20 protein-coding genes and 1 pseudogene are annotated in these 20,584 nt (G+C 67.8%); 16 read left to right on the top strand and 5 right to left on the bottom strand.

What is annotated here, in order from left to right:
* Positions 1-6 precede the first annotated feature (6 nt).
* From C8D87_RS29655 to C8D87_RS29665, 3 genes are all read left to right on the top strand, one after another.
* Positions 7-597, top strand: a complete 591-nt coding sequence (locus C8D87_RS29655; protein ID WP_109640621.1) for a TetR/AcrR family transcriptional regulator — start codon at positions 7-9, stop codon at positions 595-597.
* 66 nt (positions 598-663) lie between these two features.
* Positions 664-1,344: an SDR family NAD(P)-dependent oxidoreductase gene (locus C8D87_RS29660; RefSeq protein ID WP_146771904.1), complete on the top strand. Its 681-nt coding sequence runs from the start codon at positions 664-666 to the stop codon at positions 1,342-1,344.
* A gap of 259 nt (positions 1,345-1,603) precedes the next feature.
* Positions 1,604-2,209 (top strand): response regulator transcription factor, encoded by a 606-nt coding sequence (locus tag C8D87_RS29665; RefSeq protein WP_109640619.1) that lies wholly within the window; start codon positions 1,604-1,606, stop codon positions 2,207-2,209.
* Between the two features lie 167 nt (positions 2,210-2,376).
* Here the strand turns inward: C8D87_RS29665 and C8D87_RS29670 are convergent, their stop codons facing one another.
* Positions 2,377-3,471 (bottom strand): sensor histidine kinase, encoded by a 1,095-nt coding sequence (locus C8D87_RS29670; protein ID WP_112229159.1) that lies wholly within the window; start codon positions 3,469-3,471, stop codon positions 2,377-2,379.
* 403 nt (positions 3,472-3,874) lie between these two features.
* On the opposite strand from C8D87_RS29670, the gene C8D87_RS29675 reads away from it, so the two are divergent.
* From C8D87_RS29675 to C8D87_RS29685, 3 genes and pseudogenes are all read left to right on the top strand, one after another.
* Entirely contained in the window at positions 3,875-4,690 is an 816-nt protein-coding gene (locus C8D87_RS29675) for an AfsR/SARP family transcriptional regulator (protein WP_109640617.1), read from the top strand.
* A 19-nt stretch (positions 4,691-4,709) separates the two neighbouring features.
* A pseudogene (locus C8D87_RS29680) lies at positions 4,710-6,425 on the top strand (acetolactate synthase large subunit); the annotation flags it as partial.
* Complete coding sequence (locus C8D87_RS29685) at positions 6,425-6,679, top strand: ACT domain-containing protein (protein WP_112229161.1); 255 nt, start codon at positions 6,425-6,427, stop codon at positions 6,677-6,679. The pseudogene C8D87_RS29680 and the gene C8D87_RS29685, both read left to right, overlap by 1 nt.
* Before the next feature lie 53 nt (positions 6,680-6,732).
* On the opposite strand, the gene C8D87_RS29690 is transcribed toward C8D87_RS29685, so the two are convergent.
* Positions 6,733-7,215 (bottom strand): SRPBCC domain-containing protein, encoded by a 483-nt coding sequence (locus C8D87_RS29690; RefSeq protein WP_109640614.1) that lies wholly within the window; start codon positions 7,213-7,215, stop codon positions 6,733-6,735.
* A gap of 159 nt (positions 7,216-7,374) precedes the next feature.
* On the opposite strand from C8D87_RS29690, the gene C8D87_RS29695 reads away from it, so the two are divergent.
* The 4 genes from C8D87_RS29695 (at position 7,375) to C8D87_RS29710 (ending at position 11,591) form a co-directional block, all read left to right on the top strand.
* Positions 7,375-7,812, top strand: a complete 438-nt coding sequence (locus tag C8D87_RS29695) for a nuclear transport factor 2 family protein (protein WP_215732525.1) — start codon at positions 7,375-7,377, stop codon at positions 7,810-7,812.
* 86 nt (positions 7,813-7,898) lie between these two features.
* Entirely contained in the window at positions 7,899-8,921 is a 1,023-nt protein-coding gene (locus C8D87_RS29700) for an MDR family NADP-dependent oxidoreductase (protein ID WP_112229163.1), read from the top strand.
* 20 nt (positions 8,922-8,941) lie between these two features.
* Positions 8,942-10,360, top strand: coding sequence for an alpha/beta fold hydrolase (locus C8D87_RS29705; RefSeq protein WP_215732526.1), 1,419 nt, complete (start codon positions 8,942-8,944; stop codon positions 10,358-10,360).
* Positions 10,361-10,448: 88 nt separating this feature from the next.
* Positions 10,449-11,591 carry a winged helix DNA-binding domain-containing protein gene (locus C8D87_RS29710; RefSeq protein ID WP_112229336.1) on the top strand — a complete coding sequence of 381 codons (1,143 nt, stop codon included), beginning with the start codon at positions 10,449-10,451 and terminating at the stop codon, positions 11,589-11,591.
* 59 nt (positions 11,592-11,650) lie between these two features.
* Here C8D87_RS29710 and C8D87_RS29715 read toward each other — a convergent pair whose 3' ends face one another.
* Positions 11,651-12,112 carry a hypothetical protein gene (locus C8D87_RS29715; protein WP_170166627.1) on the bottom strand — a complete coding sequence of 154 codons (462 nt, stop codon included), beginning with the start codon at positions 12,110-12,112 and terminating at the stop codon, positions 11,651-11,653.
* 291 nt (positions 12,113-12,403) lie between these two features.
* Here C8D87_RS29715 and C8D87_RS29720 point away from each other — a divergent pair, with 291 nt between their 5' ends.
* Positions 12,404-13,786 carry an MFS transporter gene (locus tag C8D87_RS29720; RefSeq protein WP_170155237.1) on the top strand — a complete coding sequence of 461 codons (1,383 nt, stop codon included), beginning with the start codon at positions 12,404-12,406 and terminating at the stop codon, positions 13,784-13,786.
* 55 nt (positions 13,787-13,841) lie between these two features.
* Here C8D87_RS29720 and C8D87_RS29725 read toward each other — a convergent pair whose 3' ends face one another.
* Positions 13,842-14,963, bottom strand: a complete 1,122-nt coding sequence (locus tag C8D87_RS29725) for an epoxide hydrolase family protein (RefSeq protein WP_112229166.1) — start codon at positions 14,961-14,963, stop codon at positions 13,842-13,844.
* Between the two features lie 143 nt (positions 14,964-15,106).
* On the opposite strand from C8D87_RS29725, the gene C8D87_RS29730 reads away from it, so the two are divergent.
* From C8D87_RS29730 to C8D87_RS29745, 4 genes are all read left to right on the top strand, one after another.
* Positions 15,107-16,339: a cytochrome P450 gene (locus C8D87_RS29730; protein WP_109640608.1), complete on the top strand. Its 1,233-nt coding sequence runs from the start codon at positions 15,107-15,109 to the stop codon at positions 16,337-16,339.
* Between the two features lie 122 nt (positions 16,340-16,461).
* Positions 16,462-16,785, top strand: a complete 324-nt coding sequence (locus C8D87_RS29735) for a 2Fe-2S iron-sulfur cluster-binding protein (RefSeq protein WP_109640607.1) — start codon at positions 16,462-16,464, stop codon at positions 16,783-16,785.
* 13 nt (positions 16,786-16,798) lie between these two features.
* Entirely contained in the window at positions 16,799-17,578 is a 780-nt protein-coding gene (locus C8D87_RS29740) for an SDR family NAD(P)-dependent oxidoreductase (protein WP_112229167.1), read from the top strand.
* Between the two features lies 1 nt (position 17,579).
* Entirely contained in the window at positions 17,580-18,797 is a 1,218-nt protein-coding gene (locus C8D87_RS29745) for an NAD(P)/FAD-dependent oxidoreductase (protein ID WP_112229168.1), read from the top strand.
* Positions 18,798-18,825: 28 nt separating this feature from the next.
* Here the strand turns inward: C8D87_RS29745 and C8D87_RS29750 are convergent, their stop codons facing one another.
* Entirely contained in the window at positions 18,826-19,431 is a 606-nt protein-coding gene (locus C8D87_RS29750) for a response regulator transcription factor (RefSeq protein ID WP_112229169.1), read from the bottom strand.
* A 127-nt stretch (positions 19,432-19,558) separates the two neighbouring features.
* Between C8D87_RS29750 and C8D87_RS29755 the strand changes: the two genes are divergently transcribed.
* Entirely contained in the window at positions 19,559-20,566 is a 1,008-nt protein-coding gene (locus C8D87_RS29755; RefSeq protein ID WP_215732527.1) for a ketoacyl-ACP synthase III family protein, read from the top strand.
* The last annotated feature ends 18 nt before the right edge of the window (positions 20,567-20,584 follow it).

The following is a 20,584-nucleotide window of genomic DNA, read 5'->3' on the forward strand; positions in this document are numbered from 1 at the left end:
TCGCCCGTGCGAACACGACGGGCCGAGTACTCGGAGTCGACCAGGCAGGCGCTCGTCGACAGCGCGGTCGACCTGTTCACCAAGCGCGGGTACGCCGGTACGTCCCTCGACGAGGTCGTCAAACGCGCCCGCGTGACGAAAGGCGCGCTGTATCACCACTTCAGCGGCAAGCAGGCGTTGTTCGAGGCGGCTTTCGCGCAGGTCGAGACGCAGGCGATCGAATCGCTCACCGCGGTGGTCACGGCTGACGGTGACGCGTGGGAGACCGCGGTCGCCGGTCTGCGCGCGTACGTTCGCAAGTGCCTGGATCCCGAGTACCAGCGGATCATCATCCACGAGGCGCCGGTGGTGATGGGCTGGGAACGCTGGCGTGAGGCGGAAGAGCACTTCAGCTTCGGTTTGCTCCGCACGGCCGTGCAGTTGCTCGTCGACGCGGGGGAGATCGAGGAAGCACCCGTGGAGATCATGGCCCGGCTGCTGTTCGGCGCGTTGTCCGCGGGTGCCAGCACGATCGCGAGCTCGTCCGATCCCAAGCGCACCGGGCGCGAGGTCGAACGCGCGATCCTCCGCGTTCTCGAGGGTTTGCGCAAGAAGTAGTCGAGTTCGGCCCTAGTGGCCGGGCGCAACGTCGATCACCACGCGGACAACGAGGTGGTCAGCATCATGATCGAACCGGTCAACACGCGCCTGGGACTCGACGGAAAGATCGCTCTGGTCACGTCGGGAACGCACGGGCTCGGTCTCGCCATCGCGAGCAAGCTCTGCGACAACGGCGCGCACGTCATCCTCACGACAACAGACGACGACGTCGACATCGAGCGCGCCAAGATCGTGCTCGCGGGCAAACCCGGCTCGGTGACGGTCACCCAGCTGAACATCCACGACGAGCATTCGGTGCGTCTCCTCTTCGACAGGGTCAAGGAGGAGCGCGGGCGGCTGGACATATTCGTGCACCACGCCGTGTCGCCGGACCTCACGCCGTTGCTCAACATCGTCGAGCCGCTCGCCAAAGTGTTCGTCGACGGTGGCCGTGTGGTCATCGCCGGCTACACCGTGACCCCGGTGCACGGCGTGATCCGCACGCTGGCGCTCGAGATGGCCTGGTACCGAGTGGCGGTCAACGCCGTTGTCACCACAGTCGTCGACAACGGCCCCATGAACATCGACCCGGACCTGGTCGACCGGCTCGCGATCAAGAGCCCGTCCGGGCGCGTCACCCTGCCCGGGGACATCGCCAACGCCGTCGCCCTGCTCTGCACCGACGAGGCCGCGTGGGTCCAGGGTCAGGTGATCACCGTCGACGGCGGGCTCGAACTGCTGGAGCGGTGGGGCGAGACCCGTTGAACCGCTATTCGGACCGAATCGCCGTCGGGCTCTGAAGTCGGGTCGCACTCGCATTTCGCTCGAGCCGTACCGGTTTTCGGTTCGGTTGCTGATGCAACTTGTGAGCATGCGGTCACTCGGCGTTACCTGCCGATTACCTTCATTAATTGGTCATAGCGCATTCGGAGTAACGCTCGGCGCGGTCGGCCTCAATGCTTGTCCTGACTGGTCACGAGTGTAAAACTCAAAATGGTGACCTGGGGGCAAGCAAGGGGGTCGGATGATCAGAGTGCTACTCGCCGAGGACGTGCAAATGGTCCGCGGTGCTTTGGTCGCCTTGTTGAATCTTGAACCTGATATTGAGGTCGTCGCCTCCGTGGCGTCGGGTGACGAAATCATCTCCGCGGTCGAGAAGAACAAGCCGGACGTAGCCGTCCTCGACATCGACCTGCCCGGGATGGATGGTCTTTCCGCCGCAACCGTGATCCACGGCACCGTCCCCGATACCCGGACGCTCATTCTCACCAGCCTGGGACGGCCGGGCACTCTCCGGCGCGCGTTGAACGCCCGCGTCAACGGCTTCATCCTCAAGGACGCCCCGGTCGGTGAGCTCGCCGACGCCATTCGTGGCGTTTCGGTCGGGCGGCGGGTGATCGACTCCCAGCTCGCCCTCTCGGCGTGGGACACCGACGAGTGCCCGCTGACGCCGCGTGAGCTGGAGGTGCTGCGGCTCGCCTCCGACGGTGCGGACGCGATGGAGATCGCCACAACGCTCTTCCTGTCGGTCGGCACCGTCCGCAACTACCTGACGGCGGCGACGGCCAAGCTCGACGCCCGCAACCGCGTCGACGCGGTCCGCATCGCCCGCAAGTCCGGCTGGTTCTAGGGCGGCGCCGGCACCTGCTTCACCGCCGCGCTCCAGATCTTTGCAATGGGACTTTTGACGACGCCGTCAAAAGTCCCATTGCTAAGGCGCTGGTGAGCGGGTTGCGGAGAGATCGTTTTGCGTGATGGCGGGCAATATATTGGTTGGCAAGGTCCGGGATGGGCGCGTCAGGCGGATGCTTGGTCGTCCTGCTGCGGGGAGTTGGCAGAGGTCACGGCCGGGATCGCGGCGTGGACGTGGAACGAGCCGTCGCCGATGTGCCTGGCGCTGAAGGTGCCACCCGCGGCTCTGACGCGTTCGGCCTGGTTGCGGACGCCGTTGCAGTCGGCGGAGGCGGCGCGGTCGGCGGCGCCGTCGTTGATCACGTCGAGGAGCACGGTGCTGCCGCGCTGGCGGACGCCGATGGTGCAGGTCTGGGCGTCACTGTGGCGCAGGACGTTGGTGACGGCCTCGCAGAGGACGGCGGCGAGGACGGTTTCCACCGGCTCGGGGAGCGGATCGTGGTCCAGTTCGACGCGGACGTCGATGTTGGAGGCGGTCAGCATCGTCTTCGCCGAGGCGGACGTGTCGGCCAGCGAGACGGGTCGGTAGGCGCGGGCCATGGAGCGCACGTCGGCGAGGGCGTGGTGAGTGATATCCAATATATCGCTTAGGTGCTCCCGCATGTGTTCCCAGCCGTTGCCGGAGCGGTCGGCGACGATCCGGTGGGCGAGCTCGCTCTTGAGCTTGATGGCGCTGAGGCTGTAGCCGAGCAGGTCGTGCAGGTCGCGGGCGACACGGACGCGTTCGGCGGCCACCGCCGTGTCCACGCCGGCCACGTCGGCCGCGGGGCGAGGTTCGGCTTTGGCGGGTGCGAGCAGCGGGGTGGCGAAACCGGAGGCCAGACCGGCCAGGAGCAGCGCCATGGCGGCGGTGGCCGTCATGGCCTCGCCGTGCGTGGTCTGAGCCAGGGCGGTCGCCACCACGGTCGTCACGAAGACCGCCCAGCCGAGCAGCGGGGGCAGGACCATCAGGGCGTTGCCCGCTACGAGGCCTGCGACGCCCGCCCAGGAATGGCCGAAGAGGACGTAGGGCAGCACCAGGAGGGCCGCCTGGGCGGCCAGGACGAGGTGGCGCGTGGCGGTCGACAGCTGGCGAAAATAGGTCACTTGCAGCAGGGCAAGTAGAGCGAAATCAATCGCCGACACCGCCAATTCAGTGATCCCGTCGACGAGTAGTAGCGCGCGGGTCAGGTCGGTCAGGCAGACCGCGACGATGATCACGCGGTATCTCGGTATCGCAGCCGATGCATTCACCTTGTCCCCCCAACAGTCTGGGGGCAAACCGCTGGCCCCCTTGTACTTGCGGCGCGCGCCCGATCCGAATACTAAACAGGCGAAGGCTGTTCGACTTGCTGATCTGTATCGGTTCAGAACGGTCGACCACATTGATCGGCGACTCAATTTCGTGCGAAGAGTCGAACATCTTTCGCGCAAGTAACCGTGTGTGGTTGATTGATTACTCAATGGATATGTTTGGGTTCGTTTGAACCTATGAATTTCTCACCTCCGGCGCAGTAGACCGCCATCTCGGAGTCATGCCTGGATACGTGGCGTTCGATAGCCCGGCTCAGGTGAACTTGATGGCACAAGCAAGTCAACCGCCGCCAATCAGGGGGAGGCTCCAATGGAGATCAAGGTTCTCGGACCGCTGGAGGCACGGGAGAACGGCATCTCGATCGCGCCGAGCGCGGTGAAGCCACGTCAGGTGCTGTCGCTGCTGGGCCTGCAGGCCGGGCACGTCGTCACGGTCCCGACGCTGATCGAAGAACTGTGGGGGATGACACCGCCACGCAGCGCGCTCACCACCCTGCAGACCTACGTGCTGCAAGTGCGTCGCCGCATCGAGGCGGCCATGCCCGGCGATGGCCCGGGCATCGCCAAGAGCGTGCTGGTGACCCGCTACGGCGGCTACATGCTGGACGTGCCGCCGGAGAGCGTGGACGTGCGCAGTTACGAGAGGCTCGCGAGCGCGGGACAGCGCGCGTTCGAGGTCGGTGACCTCGAGTCCGCCTCACGCCTGCTCCGCAGTGCCGCCGAGGTGTGGCGCGGGCCGGCGCTGGTGGACGTGCAGATCGGTGTCCGGCTCGGCATGGAGGTCACCCGGCTGCAGGAGAGCAGGCTCGGCGTGCTGGAGACCCGCATCGAAGCCGACCTGCAGCTCGGCAAGCACCAGTCGCTGCTGAGCGAGCTTTCCGTGCTGACCGCGCAGCACCCGATGCACGAGAACCTGTGCGCCCAGTACATGCTCGCGCTCTACCGGGCGGGCCGGCAGTGGAAGTCGCTGGAGGCGTACAAGTCGCTGCGGGACACCTTGATCGAGGAGCTGGGGCTTGAGCCGTCCGAAAGGCTGCGTCAGTTGCAGCGGGCGATCCTGAGCTCCGAGCCGTCGCTCGACGAGCCGCTGTCCCCTCGCCAGCTGGAGCGCCAGCTCGCAGGCTGAACCCCTTCCGGGAGCTCACATCGTGGATACCACAGGCGCAGGTGCGTTGATCAGGGCGCTCGAGGACGTCGGCTGCGAGGTGATCTTCGGGATGCCCGGCGGGGCGATCCTGCCCGCCTACGACCCGCTGCTCGACTCGGTGAAGATCCGGCACGTGCTGGTGCGTCACGAGCAGGGTGCCGGGCACGCCGCGCAGGGGTACGCGCAGGCGACGGGCCGGGTGGGCGTCTGCATGGCGACGTCGGGACCGGGGGCGACGAACCTCGTCACGCCGCTCGCGGACGCCTACATGGACTCGGTGCCGATCGTGGCGGTGACCGGCCAGGTCGCCCGCTCGGTGATCGGTACCGATGCCTTCCAGGAAGCGGACATCCGCAGCATCACGCTGCCGATCACGAAGCACAGCTTCCAGGTGACGGACCCCGCGGACATTCCCGCGGTGATCGCCGAGGCGTTCGCGATCGCGGCCTCCGGCAGGCCGGGGCCGGTGCTGGTCGACCTGCCCAAGGACGTGCAGTCGGCACCGGCGACCTACGTGCCGGCACCCCCTGCGACCCGCGGCCGTCCCGCCGTGTCACCGGTGCAGGTGCGCAAGGCCGCTCAGCTCATCGCGACCTCGCACCGGCCGGTGTTCTACGTCGGCGGCGGCGTGATCCGCTCCGGTGCGGCTCAGGCCTTGTTCCGGCTGGCCACCCGCACCGGGATTCCGGTGGTGACCACGCTCATGGCCCGCGGCGCCTTTCCCGACTCGCATCCGCAGCACCTGGGGATGCCCGGCATGCACGGCACCGTGCCCGCCGTCGCCGCGTTGCAGCGGGCCGACCTGCTGATCGCGCTGGGAACCCGGTTCGACGACCGCGTCACGGGGTCGCTGCCCCACTTCGCGCCGAGCGCCGCGGTGGTGCACGCCGACATCGACCCGGCGGAGATCTCCAAGAACCGCCGCGCCGACGTGCCGATCGTCGGCGACTGTCAGGACGTGATCGCCGCGTTGAACGCCGTGGTGAGCAGAACCCCCGATCTCACCTCGTGGTGGGACTACCTCAATGGGCTGCGGTCGACCTACCCGATCGGTTACGACTGGCCCGCGGACGGCGCGCTCGCCCCGCAGTACGTGATCGAACGGCTGAGCACGCTCGCCGGCCCGGAGGCGATCTACACGTCGGGCGTCGGCCAGCACCAGATGTGGGCAGCGCAGTACGTGAAGTACGAACGCCCCGCCTCGTTCATCAACTCCGGTGGCCTGGGCACCATGGGTTTCGCGGTCCCGGCGGCGATGGGTGCGCAGGTCGGCGCACCGGACCGCACGGTGTGGGCGATCGACGGCGACGGTTGCTTCCAGATGACCAACCAGGAGCTCGCGACCTGTGCCATCGAGGGCATCCCGATCAAGGTCGCGATCATCAACAACGGCAACCTCGGCATGGTCCGGCAGTGGCAGACCCTGTTCTACGGCGGGCGCTACTCCAACACGCGGCTCAACACCCACAACCGCGTGCCTGACTTCGTGAAGCTCGCGGACGCGCTGGGCTGCGCCGGACTGAGGTGCTCGGAGAAGTCCGAAGTGGACGGCGTGATCACCGAGGCGATGGCGGTGCGCGACCGCCCGGTGGTGGTCGACTTCGTGGTGGGGCAGGACGCCCAGGTGTGGCCGATGGTGGCCGCGGGAACCGGCAACGACGAGATCATGGCCGCGAGGGGCATCAGGCCCCTGTTCGACGAGGAAGCTGAGTGATGACAAGACATTCGCTCTCCATGTTGCTGCGCAACGAGCAGGGCGTCCTCGCACGCGTCGTGGTGCTGTTCTCGAGCCGTGGTGTCGACGTCGAACGGCTGAGCCTGCGCCCCGCCGGTGAGCTCTTCCGCCTCGACGTCGAGGTCGCGCTCCTGCCGGGGCGTTCGCTCGCCCAGCTGGTCGAACAGCTGCGCAGGCTCGTCGACGTCCGCGAGATCCGGCACGTGGACGAGGAACTCGAACTCGGTGCCTGACCAGACGAAAAGGGCCGCCCCGGCGTGCCGGGGCGGCCCTTTTCGCGGCGTGATCAGGCTGCTTTGGGGACGTGCTTGGCCACAACGGCCGCGTACTGCTCCAGCGTCTCGCCCGGCGAAGGACCGTCGAGCGCGGCGTGGATGCTCTCCGCGATGTCACCGTGGCGGTGCAGGTCGGCGTGCGTCAGAGTCATGGTCGTCGTGGTCGGACCGCTGGCCACGAAGTCCACCTTGATGAACGAGGCCTTCTCGTCGTCGAAGATCGGCCGCCACTGGGGGCCGACCCGCCACGTCATCACGAGCCGGTTCGGCGGGTCCCACTCGGTGATGGTGCCCCAGGCGATCTCCTCGCCGTCCGCACCGCGCTCGAAGTAGCGGCCGCCGACGAACGGCTCGATCGTGATCGCCTGCCGCTGCTTGACGAACACGTGCGATTCCGGCCACCACTCCAACGGCCGTTCCACGAAGATCGCGAACGCCTGCTCGATGGTCGCCTCGACCGTCACCGACTTGGCGACGTCGGGAACTGAGGCCATAGTGGCCCTCCTCGCGAGTTGGTAAGGATGCTGTCACCTCACCCTGGCGAGCACTTCTCGACGCCGGATGGAAGCGGGGTCGAACCAGGGCGGCTCAACCGGATGTCCAGCGGGGCGACGCATATTCGCCGTAGCGAAGCCGGCAGACGAGGAGTTGTCGTGTCCAGTGTCAGTGTTGAGGTCCACATCGAGGTCCAGACGTTCTACGCACAGCAGATGCGGCTGCTCGACGCGTTGGACATCGAGGGCTACGTCCAGACGTTCACCGAGGACGGCATCACCGACCACGCCCACCGCGGCGAGAAGGTCGAGGGCCGTGCCGCCATGATCGCCGGCGCCAACGCCGCCCTGCCCCGCTACCAGGGCGTGGCCGTGCGGCACTGGAACGACCACTACCTGATCGAAGAAGCCGGCGAGAACACGCTGAACGTCACCTACTGCTCGCTCGTGACGCGGACCGATGCCGAGGGCAAGGTCACGTTCGAGCCGACGTTCTTCATCGAGGACGTCCTGGTGCGCGTCGACGGCCGGCTCTACACCAAGTCGCGGACCGTTCATCGCGACGGACAGGCGAAGCCGGTCGCACGGGCTTCCTGACCTCGCGGAGCGCCTGGCTCCACCGCGGCTCTAGGGCGGTGTCCGAGGCTGTTCTCAAATCGATTCCGAGTACGGAGGTCCCCCTCATGGCTACCACGGCGATTCCCGCCAAGGCACGGGAAGTGCGTCTCGCCTCCCACGTGACGGACGTCGTGTCCGAGGCCAACTTCGACGTCGTCGAGGTCGATGTCCGCCAGCCCGGTGAGGGCGAGGTCGTCGTCCGCTACGACTACCTGCAGGTCACTGCGGTGATGCAGGATCTGATGCGCGAGGACGCGGACCTGCCGATGCCCACCTACAAGGTCGGCGAGACGCTGTGGGGCTTCGCCGTCGGCAAGGTCGTCGCGTCGAACAGCCCGGACCTCGCGGTCGGAGACAGCGTCGAGGGCATGAACGGCTGGCAGGAGTACGCGGTCGGCCCCGCCCAGTCGTTCTGGAAGCTCGACCCCAACCTGTACCCGACGCCCGAGCACTACCTGACGCAGGGCCCGACCGCCTACCACGGCATCGTGGACATCGCCCAGGTGCGCGAAGGAGACACGGTGTTCGTCTCCGGTGCGGCCGGTGGTGTCGGCTCGCTCGCCGGGCAGATCGCGAAGTGCCTCGGCGCCAAGCGCGTCATCGGGTCCGCGGGAAGCCAGAAGAAGATCGACTACCTGGTGAACGAGCTCGGCTTCGACGCCGCCTTCAACTACAAGAAGGGCAAGGTCGTCGACAACCTGCGCAAGCTGGCACCGGACGGCATCGACGTCTTCTTCGACGTCGTCGGTGGCGAGCAGTTCGAGGCGGCGGTCCAGGCGGCGGCGCAGGACGCGCGGTTCGCCCTGTGCGGTGCGCTGTCCGGCCAGGTCGGCGACAGCGACGGCGCGTTCCCGCGCCTGGACATCATGACCGCGATCGTGCGGCAGATCCAGATCCGGCCGTTCGCGACCTACCACACCCCCGAGCAGATCTGGGCGTGGCAGCAGAACTTCAGCACGTGGCTGAAGGAGGGCAAGTTCGTCTTCCCGCACACGATTGTCGACGGTGGCCTGAAGAAGGCACCGAAAGCACTGCTCGATCTGTTGCGGGGCAAGCACTTCGGCAATGTTCTCGTGAAGCTCACCTGACAGGTCAAGGGGAACTCATCGTGACGACGTCCTTACCCGGATGGTCGGCGGCGGATGCGGACGGCGTGCAGCACGCCGTCGTCGAGGTGCCGCTCGACTACTCCGATCCGGCGGGTGAGCGGATCTCGTTGAAGCTCACCCGCATTCCGGCGACCGATCCGGCGCGGCGGCGCGGCGTGCTGCTGGCCATCAACGGCGGACCGGGGGGAGACGACGGTCTCGGTGCCCGGATGCCGGTCGAGCTGAAGCGCACCACCTCGTTGAACGAGGTGTACGACCTCGTCGGGTTCGACCCGCGCGGTACGGGCGACTCCACGTTCCTCGGCGCAGAGGCGAGCCCGACGACCGCGGTCTTCGACTCGAGGCCACCGGACGAGCAGTTCCCGTTGATCGCAGCCGACATGAAGGAACGGGAGGAGGGCTGCAGCCGTGCGGGCGGCACCCTCCGCCCGCACGTCAGCACCCGCAATCTCGCGCGTGACATCGAGTTCATCCGCCGGCTGCTGGGTGAGGAGAAGATCAACTACCTGGGGTACGCGTACGGCACGATGGTCGGCGCGGTGTACGGCACGATGTTCCCGGATCATCTGGACCGCAGTGTGCTGGACTCGTGCAAGCACCCCGTGTGGGACTGGCGCACGCAGTTCAAGTCGCAGGGGGCCGCGATCCGGTACAGCGTCGACGCGTGGGCGCGGTGGGCCGGCGAACGCGAGAGCCGGTACGGACTCGGCGCCGGCGCGAGCGACGTGGTCGGCTCGGTCGAGGACGTCGCGGCAGGACTCGCCGCGCTTGCGCCGAGCCCGCTGTTGCGCACCCTTTTCGACCAGCGGATCGGCGTGCTGGCACCGCGGCGGCCGGAGTGGGACCAGCTCGCCCGCCTGGTGGTCGATCTGCGCAAGGCGGTGTCGCACGGAGATTCGGCGGCGGCCGAGGCACTGCTCTCAGGCCAGAGCGTGTGGCGCCCCGGTTCCACGATGGGAGGTCTGCGCGAGGCGGTGCTCGAGGCGGTGACGCTGGAGACCGAGTGGCCGACGGACCTCGAGGTCTACTACGCGGACATGCGCGAGTTCCGGGAGAAGTACCCCTACGGGTTCGGCGTGATGCGCGCGCAGCCGTGGGTCGGGACGTTCGCGACGTTCAAGCACGCCGAGCCGCCTACGACGGTGGCCCGCACCGGATACCCGATGGGCCTTGTCGTGCAGACTGACAGCGACCCGTGGAGCTGTTACGAGGGCGGTGTCGCGATGGCGAAGCGCCTGGGACACCGCCTGATCACCGTGACGGACTCGGGCGGCCACGAGACGTTCGCCTTCGCCGGGAACACCGTGGTCGACCATCTCGTGACCCGCTATCTGGTCGATGGCGTGCTTCCGGAAGAGGACGTGACGTGCGCGGGTGACCCGCGTCCCGAGGTACCCGCAGACGATGCGGTGCGGTGAAGTCTTCCTTCCCCTGCGGGCGGGCCGTCGAGTGGACGGTCCGCCCGCAGACGTGTCCAGCTGAGAGCGAGGAACCGAAGTGGAGCGGATGTCGTGGCACGAGGCGTGCGCGCGCAGACTCGTCCGGCACTCGCTGACGAAGCCGAGCTCCGAGGGTGGCATCGCTGCCGTCGTGAGCGACGTGTGCGGGATTCACGCACAGGTGATGTCCGCGGCCGAGGTGTCGATCGGGCTGCGCGTTGCCAAGGTGTCCCGTGTGGACGTCCGCAACGCCTTGTGGGAAAGCCGTGAGCTGGTCAAGACGTTCGGTCCACGGGGGACGGTGCACCTGCTCGCGACCGCGGACCTGCCGATGTGGATCGGGGCGGTCAACGCGATTCCGCCGCAACCGCCGCGGCTCGCGGTGTCCGCCAGGATGACGCCGGACCAGCTGGACGAGGTGGTCGGCGTGATCGGCCACGCGGTGCGTGACGCCGAGCTGACCGTCGACGAGTTCGACGAGCGGGTGATCGCGGAAACCGGGCCGTGGGCTGGTGATCTCGTCGTGCCGGGGTTCACCGGGATGTGGCCGCGCTGGCGGACGGCACTGCAGGTGGCGGCGAACCGCGGTGTGTTGTGCTTCGGTCCGGACAACGCACGCAGGACGACGTACACCTCACCGGCGCGCTGGTTGCCGGGCTTCACGCCGATGCCGGCCGAGGACGCCGTGGCGCGACTGGTGCTGAAGTACCTGCGCGCTTACGGACCCGCTACACCGCAGCAGTTCGCGCAGTGGCTGACGGCACCGAAGAAGTGGGCGAGCGAGGTGTTCGCGGCGCTGGGTGATCGGCTGCGTCCGGTCGAGCTCGACGGTGTGCGGGCCTGGCTGGCCGCGGACGACGACCTGGAGGTCGGGAAACGGCCACGCGGACTGCGGTTGTTGCCCTACTTCGACGTGTACGTCATCGGCAGTTACCCGCGCGAGGCGGTGTTTCCCGGCCGTGCCTTCGAACGGGCGTTGTCCCGGGGACAGGCCGGTCCGGTGCCGGTGGTGCTGATCGACGGCGTGGTGGCCGGCGTGTGGCATCAGAAGCGGTCCGGTAAGCGCATCGACGTGAAGGTGGAACCGTTCCGCGCGTTGAGCGTGAAGCACCGCACGGAACTCGACCGTCAGGTCACGCGCGCCGCGGACGTCCAGGAAGGCGTGGCGTCGCTGGAAATCGGGACGGTGGACGCTGGAAAGCACCTGTGAGAGACCCTGTTCCACATGTTGTGCCCCGCCGCCGCGGAACAGGGTCCCCCTTGGTCACATCAGATGCGAGCCGCGGTGATCTTCGCCTGGGCGGTGGTGATGAAGTTGCCGTTGACGTCGTAGATCGTCGACACGCCCGAGCTGGACAGGGTCTTGCCCGAGATGGAGCCGGACTGGTTCACGTCGACCGAACCGGTCGGCGTGCCGGCGCTGTCGTAGAGGTACTCCCGCACGGTGAACTTGAAGGTGTTGGTGCCCGTGGACTTCCACGTGCCGGTGCCCTCGCCGTGGCCGCCACTGCCGCCACCGGAACGCAGGCACACGGAGCCGGAGGACGAGAAGTTGAGGCTGATGGGACCGCTGCCGCCCTGGTGCTGCACGGTTCCATGCCAGGAACCGACCACGGGGTGGGCTTTGATGAACACCTGGCTGTCGGTCACCGTTTCCGCTCCGGCCGCTGTTGTGCTCGCCAGTGCGGCACCGCTCAACGCGAGAGCCGTCGCCGAGGCGAACACGGCCAAGTTCCTGACAATACGGGGCATCTGAATCAGTCCTTTGCAGATCGATGGCGATCGAAGGCAGCGTGGCCGCCACACCTTCAAACGCAGTCGAGAACGACTACAGGGCGCGATCGCCTGCAGGCGTGGACTCAAGCGCGGTCCGATCGCGGGTGTACCGCGTGGCGGGACGCTGGGTCCCTTGGGCAGTGCGCACATCCACCCACGCGCGCACTCGGCGTTAACCAGCGAAGGAGCCAACCCATGTCGAATGCCAACCACGGGCGAACAGGCCTCGTGCTACTCGCCTGTTGCGTGGGGCAGCTGTTGGTGGTGCTCGACGGCACCATCATGAACGTCGCCCTGCCGTCCATCGAGTCCGCGCTGAGCTTTGACGCCAACAGCCTGCAGTGGGTCATCAACGCGTACCTGATTCCAACTGCCGGTCTGCTGCTCCTCGCCGGGCGGATGGCGGACCTGTTCTCCCGCCGCGGCTTCTTCCTCGCCGGCATCGCGCTGTTCACCGTCGCGAGCCTCGCCGGTGGTTTCGCCCAGGACGCGACACAGCTCATCATCGCCCGCGCGGGCCAAGGTGTCGGGGTGGCACTGATGTCACCTGCGACGCTGACGGTGCTGGGCACCACGTTCACCGAACCCGCCCAGCGCGCCAAGGCGTTCGGACTGTGGGGTGCCGCGGGCGGCAGCGGTGGCGCGATCGGCGTGCTGGCCGGCGGCGTCGTCACCGAATGGTTGTCGTGGCGCTGGGTGATGCTGCTGAACGTGCCGGTCGGCATCGCGCTGTTCATCGTCGCCGCGATCTCCATCACCCCGTCCGCCGTGCAGGCCGGGCCGCGCAAGCTCGACATCCTCGGTGCCGTGTCGGTGACGATCGGCATCGCCGCGTTGGTGTTCGGCATCGCGCAGGGTGAGCGCGAAGGCTGGGGTTCCCCGGTGAGCCTCATCTCGTTCGCGGTCGCCGTGGTGGGCATCGCCGTCTTCCTGTACGACCAGGCGAAGATCGCGAGTGCGCCACTCGTCCCGTTGAACGTGTTCCGCAACCGGTCGATCGTCGCCGCGAACATCTCGATGTTCTGCGTGGGTGCTGCGATGGCGTCGACGTTCTACTTCCTGACGCTGCTGATGCAGTTCGTTCTCGGGTACAGCCCGCTGGTCACCGGCCTGTCGTACCTGCCGCTGTCGGTCGCGATCTTCCTTGGCGCCGGCATGGTCGCACCGCAGACGAGCAAGCTGGGCGGCCGGTTCACGTTGCTGAGCGGCCTCGTCGCCGGTGTGATCGGCCTCGGCTGGCTGTCCTTCGTCGACAGCCGCGCGACGTTCGTCGCCGACCTGCTCGGTCCGAGCCTGCTGTTCGGTGTAGGCGTCGGCATGGTGCTCGGCACAGTGGCGAACCTCGCCACCGCAGCGCTGCCGTCGAGCCAGCAGGGACTCGCGTCCGGGCTGCTCACGACCGGCCAGGCCCTCGGTGGTGCGGCTGGTCTCGCCGTGCTCGTGGCGGTTGCCAACTTCAGCGGTGGCGAGTCGCGCGTCCCTGAGCAGATGGCATCCGGGTACGCGAACGCGTTCCTCGGCACCGCCGTCCTGCTCGTGATCGCGGCGCTCGCCGCGGCCGCGATGCCGAAGGTGTCGCGAGACGCGTCGGACGAGTCGGCGCCGGAGCCTGTCGTGGCGCACATCTGAGACACAGCTACGAGAGGGGGAGCTTCCACAGCGGAAGCTCCCCCTCTCCCGCGGTTCAGCCGAGCACGCGCAGAAACGCACGGAGCTCGGCGGCGAGTTCCACCGGGCGTTCCAGAGCGGGGAAGTGGCCCCCCTCCGGCAGGTCGCGCCAGTACCGCAGATCGGTGAAGCGGGTGCGGGCCCACGCCCTCGGCAGCCATGCGTCGTTCGGGAACACCGACGCCCCGGTCGGCACGTTCGTGGGGTTCATCGGCTCGGTGTCGAAGCTCTCCCAGAACAACCGGGCCGACGAGACGCCGGTGCCGGTGAACCAGTAGGTGGACACGATGTCGAGCAGCTTGTCCCTCGGCACCGCCTGTTCGAGGTCGTTGTCGTGTCCCGCCCATTCCCAGAAGCGGTCGACGATCCAGGCCAGCAACGCCGCCGGGGAGTCGGTGAGGCCGTAGCCGAGTGCCTGGGGGCGGCTGGACTGGATCGCGGCGTAGCCGGAGCGGTTCTTGCCGAAGCCCCGCATCCGCGCCATGGCTCGCTGGTCGCGTTCGTCGAGCTCCACCTGTTCCTGCGGCGGCCGGGCGAGCGGCATCGTGAGGTGAATGCCCGCGAGGTGTTCGGGATCGACGGTGCCGAGCGCGGCCGACACCCAGGACCCCCAGTCGCCGCCGTGTGCGACGTAGCGCTCGTAGCCCAGCCGCGACATGAGCTCGGCCCACGCTTCGGCGATGTGCTGCACCGTCCACCCGGTCGTCGCGGGCTTGTCGCTGAAACCGTGTCCTGGCAGCGAAGGACACACGACGTCGAACGCGTCGGCGGGGTCTTCCGGATCCGTCAGGAGATCGATGATGTCGAGGAACTCCACCGGCGCACTGGGCCAGCCGTGCGTCAGCAGCAGCGGTGTCGCCGACGGGTGCGGCGAACGCACGTGCAGGAAGTGGATGCCGACGTCGTCGATCGTGGTGCGGAACTGCGGCAGCGAGTTCAGTTTTCGTTCCACCACGCGCCAGTCGTACGTCTTCGCCCAGTGGCCGGCGAGTTCGGTGAGGTACGCCACCGGTGGTCCCTGGGACCAGTCGCCGACGGTCTCGGCGTCCGGCCAGCGCGTGCGCGCCAACCGTTCTCTCAGGTCGTCCAACGCGGACGGTGGGACGTCGATCGTGTAGGGCTCGATCTTCCGGCTCACCTGCTCACCTCCAGGTGCAGTGACTGGGTCGCGGGCCACGCTAGGGCGTCACGCTCGACACATCCTTGAGTCCACAATGGACCTTTGAGTGACGCTCCAGCCGACGGTGACACCCTCACGGCAGTCGACCAGGAGGACTCGTCATGACCACAAGTGCCGTCGAACCCGGCAGCGCCCAAACTGAGGAGACGTTCCCGTACCAGAGGCAGTGCCCGTTCACGCCTCCGAAACAGTACGACGACATGATCGACGAAGACGTCGTCCAGGTCACGCTGACGGGCTCAGGGCTGCGGATCTGGACGATCAGCGGCTACCACACGATCAAGAAGATCCTGACCGACCCGAGGATCAGCGCTTCGCGCAAGCACGACAACTTCCCGTTCTACTTCGTCGCGCCGCCGGAGTTCCGCACCGAGACGTCGTTCATCGGCTACGACAACCCGGAGCACACCCGGACCCGGCGCAAGGCGGCCGTGACGTTCACCAACCGTCAGGTGAAGCGCCTTCGCCCGCGGATCCAGGAGATCGTCGACGAGTACATCGACAAGATCCTGACGATGACGCCGCCGATCGACTTCCACCGCGAGTTCTCGCTCGCCGTGCCGATGACGGTGATCTGCGAGCTGCTCGGCATCCCGCAGGACGAGCACGACTTCTTCATCAACCACGGCACGTGTCTGCTCGGCGGCCACTCGACGCCCGAGCAGCGTCAGGCCGCCATCGTCGAGGTGAACGCCTACGTCGACAAGCTGATCACGTTGAAGGAGAAGGAACCCGGCGACGATCTGCTCAGCCGCGCGATGGCCGAGTACGCCGCGTCCGGCGAGGAGTACACCCGCCGCGACCTGTTCAACATGATCCGCCTGCTGATGAACGGCGGCCACGAGACGACCGCCTCGATGCTCTCGCTCGGCACCGCCTGCCTGCTGGAGAACCCCGACCAGCTGCAGCTGCTGCTCGACGACCCGCAGGGCATGATCGAGCCGGCGGTCGAGGAGCTCGTCCGCATCGCCACCATCGGCGACACCGCGATTCCGCGCGTCGCCCTGGAGGACATCGAGATCGGCGGCAAGACGATCAAGGCGGGCGACGGCATCCTCTGCCTGGCGCTGGCAGGCAACCGCGATCCGGAGATCTTCCCGGAGCCGGAGAAGGTGATCCTCGCCCGCGGGACCCGCAAGCACCTCGGGTTCGGGCACGGGCTGCACCACTGCATCGGCGCCGACCTCGCGCGCCTTGAGATGGAACTGGTGTGGACGACGCTGTTCCAGCGGATCCCCTCGTTGCGGCTGGCCAAGCCGTTCCTGGAGATCCCGCGCAAGGAAGGCGCCGTGATCTACGGCCTGTGGGAGCTTCCGGTCACCTGGGACGCGTGACGTTCGGGCGAAGGGCCTCGATCCGGGGCCCTTTCCGCTCAAGGTGGCCTCCACCACACGAAAAGCACACCAGGGCAAGGTGGACAACGTCCGGCGAGCCGCAGATCCGTGGGAGAACTGCCATGCCAAAGATCACCTATGTAACGCACGACGGCATCGAGACCGTTGTCGACGTCGCCGTCAACGAGACCGTGATGCGCGGCGGAGTTCTCAACGGCATCAAGGGAATCGTGGCGCAGTGCGGCGGTGGCGCCTCCTGCGGCACGTGCCACGTGTACGTCGATCCCGAGAACACGAAGCCGCTCGCCGAGATGCACCAGGTCGAGGACGAGCTGTTGTACTTCACGGCCTGCGAGCGCAAGGAGAACAGCAGGCTGAGCTGCCAGCTGCCCGTGACCGAGGAGCTCGACGGACTCGTCGTGCACCTTCCTGAGAAGCAACTCTGAGGAGAGAAGACGCATGAGCAAGCGACGGGTAGCCCTGGTCACGGGCGCCACGAGTGGTATCGGTCTCGAGGTCGCCCGCAGTCTCGGCAAGCAGGGGCACGCGGTGTTCGTCGTGGCCCGCACGGCCGAGAACGTGAACACCACGGTGAAGCAGCTGCGCGAAGAAGGGCACGAGGCGGACGGCGCTGCCGCCGACGTGACGTCCACCGAGGACATCCGCTCCGCCGTCCAGAAGGCGGTCGACACGTTCGGTCCCGTCGAGATCCTCGTGAACAACGCGGGTCGCGGTGGCGGTGGCATCACCGCCGAGCTGGACGAGAACCTCTGGCTGGACGTCATCGACACCAACCTCAACGGTGTCTTCCGCTTCACCAAAGAGGTTCTGAGCACCGGCAGGATGGTCGAGCAGTCCTGGGGCCGGATCATCAACATCGCCTCCACCGGCGGCAAGCAGGGCGTGGTGTTCGCCGCGCCCTACTCGGCGTCCAAGCACGGCGTCGTCGGCTTCACCAAGGCCGTCGGCATCGAGCTCGCGAAGTCCGGCATCACCGTCAACGCGGTGTGCCCCGGCTACGTCGAGACGCCCATGGCCGGCCGCGTCCGCCAGGGCTACGCGAACCACTGGGGCATCAGCGAGGAAGAGGTCCTCGAGAAGTTCAACGCCAAGATCCCGCTGGGTCGGTACAGCACGCCGGAAGAGGTCGCCGGTCTCGTGACGTACCTGACCACGGACACCGCGTCCTCGATCACCGCGCAGGCGCTCAACGTCTGCGGCGGGCTGGGCAACTACTGACATGCGCGGCGAGTCGGTAGTCGTCGTCGGGGCCGGGCAGGCGGGCTGCCAGGTCGCGGTGTCCCTGCGAGAACAGGGACACCGCGGCTCCATCACCCTCGTGGGTGACGAGCAGGCCGCGCCGTACCAGCGGCCACCGCTCACGAAGGCCTACCTGGCGGGGGAGACCGACCTCGCCGGGCTGGTGCTGCGGCAGGACTCCTACTACGCGGACCACGGCATCCAGGTCGTGACCGGTGAACGGGTCATCGGTGTCGACCGGTCGGCGCGGGTCGTGGTGCTGGGCTGTGCCCGCACCATCGGCTACGACCACCTCGTGTTCGCGACCGGCGCACGGCCCAGGCCACTGCCCGTTCCCGGTGCCGAGCACGTGCTGAACCTGCGCACGGTGGCCGACGCGGACGTGATCAGGCAGAAGCTCGAAGGCAGGACCGGACTGGACGTCGTCGTCATCGGCGGCGGGTTCATCGGCCTCGAGTTCGCCGCCGTGGTCCGGAAACTGCGCCACGAGGTGACCGTCGTCGAGACCCAGCCGCGGGTGATGCAGCGGGCCGTCTCCGAGGCGACCGCGCGGCACCTGACCAACCGCCACCGCCGTGAGGGCGTCCAGGTGCTGACCGGCACCGGCGTCGCCGCCGTCCGGGAGGGCTTCGTCGAGCTGACCGACGGCACGGTGCTGGTGGCGGACCTGGTGGTCGCGGGCATCGGCGTCATCCCGAACGCGGAGATCGCGCAACGGTCGGGACTCGCGTGCGACGACGGCATCGTGGTCGACGCCCACCTGCGCACGGTCGACCCGCGGGTGCACGCGATCGGTGACTGCGCGCGGTTCGCCCGCCCGCTCTCCGGTGGCCTGGTCCGCCTGGAGTCGGTGCAGAACGCCGTGGACCAGGCCGGTTGCGTGGCCGCGGCCATCCTGGGAAGTGCCGAGCCCTACACCGCGCTGCCGTGGTTCTGGAGCGACCAGTACGACGTGAAGCTGCAGATCGCCGGCCTCACCGACGGCCACGACCGCACGGTCACCGTCGGTGACCCCGCGCAGGGCAAGTTCTCGGTGTTCTGCTTCCGCGGTGACCGGCTGCTCGGTGTCGAGGCGTACAACCGCCCGGTCGACTTCCTCATGGCACGCCGCCTGATGGACTCCGGCGCCACGCTCACCCCGGAGATCGTCGGGAGGCCCGGCTTCGACCTCCGCCTGAGCCTGCAGCAAGCGGCCTAGCCCGATGCGCGCGCCAGCCGCGGAGCGGTCAGATCCAGCCCGCTTCCTCCGCGATGCGGATGGCGTCCACCTTGTTGCGCCCGTTGAGCTTGGTCATGATCGTCGTCAGGTAGTTGCGCACCGTGCCCGCCGACAGCGACAGCGCCGTCGCGATGTCGGCCGGGTCCGCGCCGTCGGCCGCCAGCCGGAGCACCTCGAGCTCGCGGTCGGTGAGCGGGCACTCGCCCCGGTCCCATGCGGCCAGGGCGAGCTGGCTGTCCACGACCCGTTCGCCGGCGGCGACCCGGCGGATCGCGTCGGCGAGCTCGGTCGGCGGCGCGTCCTTCAGCAGGAACCCGTCCACGCGCGCGGCAAGCGCCTTCCGCAGCGTTCCCGGCCTGCCGAGCGACGTCAGCATCAACGTCCTGACGTTTGGCATCGTTTCGCGAATCGTCATGGCGGCGGTCAAACCGTCGAGGATCGGCAGATCGATGTCGATCACGCAGACATCGGGCTTGTGCTGACGGGCGCCCGGCACGATCTTGTCCCCGGTGCTGACCTCGGCGACCACCTCGATGTCCGGTTCGAGGTTGAGCAGCGCGATGAGAGCACCGCGCACCATGTGCATGTCCTCAGCCAGCAGAACCCTGATCATCGCGCTCCTCCGCGCGCCACCTTATCTCTCGCAGTTCATGTCGCGCTCCACGCCACATCGAGGCGTGCCCACAACGGTGATTTGCGTCGTGCGCGTCGACACGCGCGCTGAAGGAGGTTGGACCGCGGTGCGAGTTGAGGATGTTTTCGTCAGGGGCAACGGTGTGCGCCTGCCCGCGACACTGACGGTCGCGGACGCGATCTCGTCGGGGGAGTGCGAGCCGAAACTGGTGGCACGAACGGACGTCGTGTCGGTCGCCGTGTCCCCGGACGAGTCGGCCGCGGAGATGGCGGTGGCCGCGGCCAGGATCGCATTGGAACACGCGGGGTCCGCCTCGGACGACGTCGAGCTGATCCTGCACGCCACCACCTACCACCAGGGCCAGGACCTGTGGCCGGTCGGTTCGTACATCCAGCGCGAGACCGTGCGGAACTCCTGTCTGGCGCTGGAGATCCGGCAGATGTCCAACGGCGGCATGGCCGCGCTGGACCTCGCGGTGGCCTATCTGGCCTCCAGGCCCGGCAAGGACGCGTTGCTGACCACGGCCGACCGCTTCTGCCTGCCCGGCATCGACCGGTGGCGCACCGATCCCGGCACGCCCTACGGCGACGGGGCTTCCGCCATCGTGCTGTCCCGCCGCGGCGGGTACGCGAAACTGCTTTCATTGGCCATCAACGCGGATTCCGATCTGGAACCGCTGCACCGCGGTGACGTGCCGATGGGTCTTGCGCCGTTCTCGCACCGCATGCCCGTGGACTTCGAGGACGCCAAGCAGGCGTTCAGCCGCCAGTTCGGGCTGTCCTACGGCATCAACAAGGCCAACGCCGGTCAGGCCGCCGCCGTCGAGGAGGCACTCGCCGACGCGGACATGAAGATCGGTGACGCCGACTGGGTGATCCTGCCGCACTTCGGCCGGCGTCGCCTGGACGTGAACTACCTGCGGCCGTACGACATCGAGCCGCGGCGCACCACGTGGGAGTGGAGCCGCACCGTCGGCCACCTCGGCGCGGGGGACCAGTTCGCGAGCCTCGGCCACCTGGTCGACGAGGGTCTGGCCCTCCCGGGGCAGCGGATCGTGATGTTCGGCGTCGGCGCCGGGTACAGCTGGGGCTGCGCCGTGCTGGAGATGGTCTGACAGAGCCACGAAGGCCGT

Origin of the sequence: Lentzea atacamensis (assembly GCF_003269295.1) — a bacterium.
Lineage (GTDB): Bacteria > Actinomycetota > Actinomycetes > Mycobacteriales > Pseudonocardiaceae > Lentzea > Lentzea atacamensis.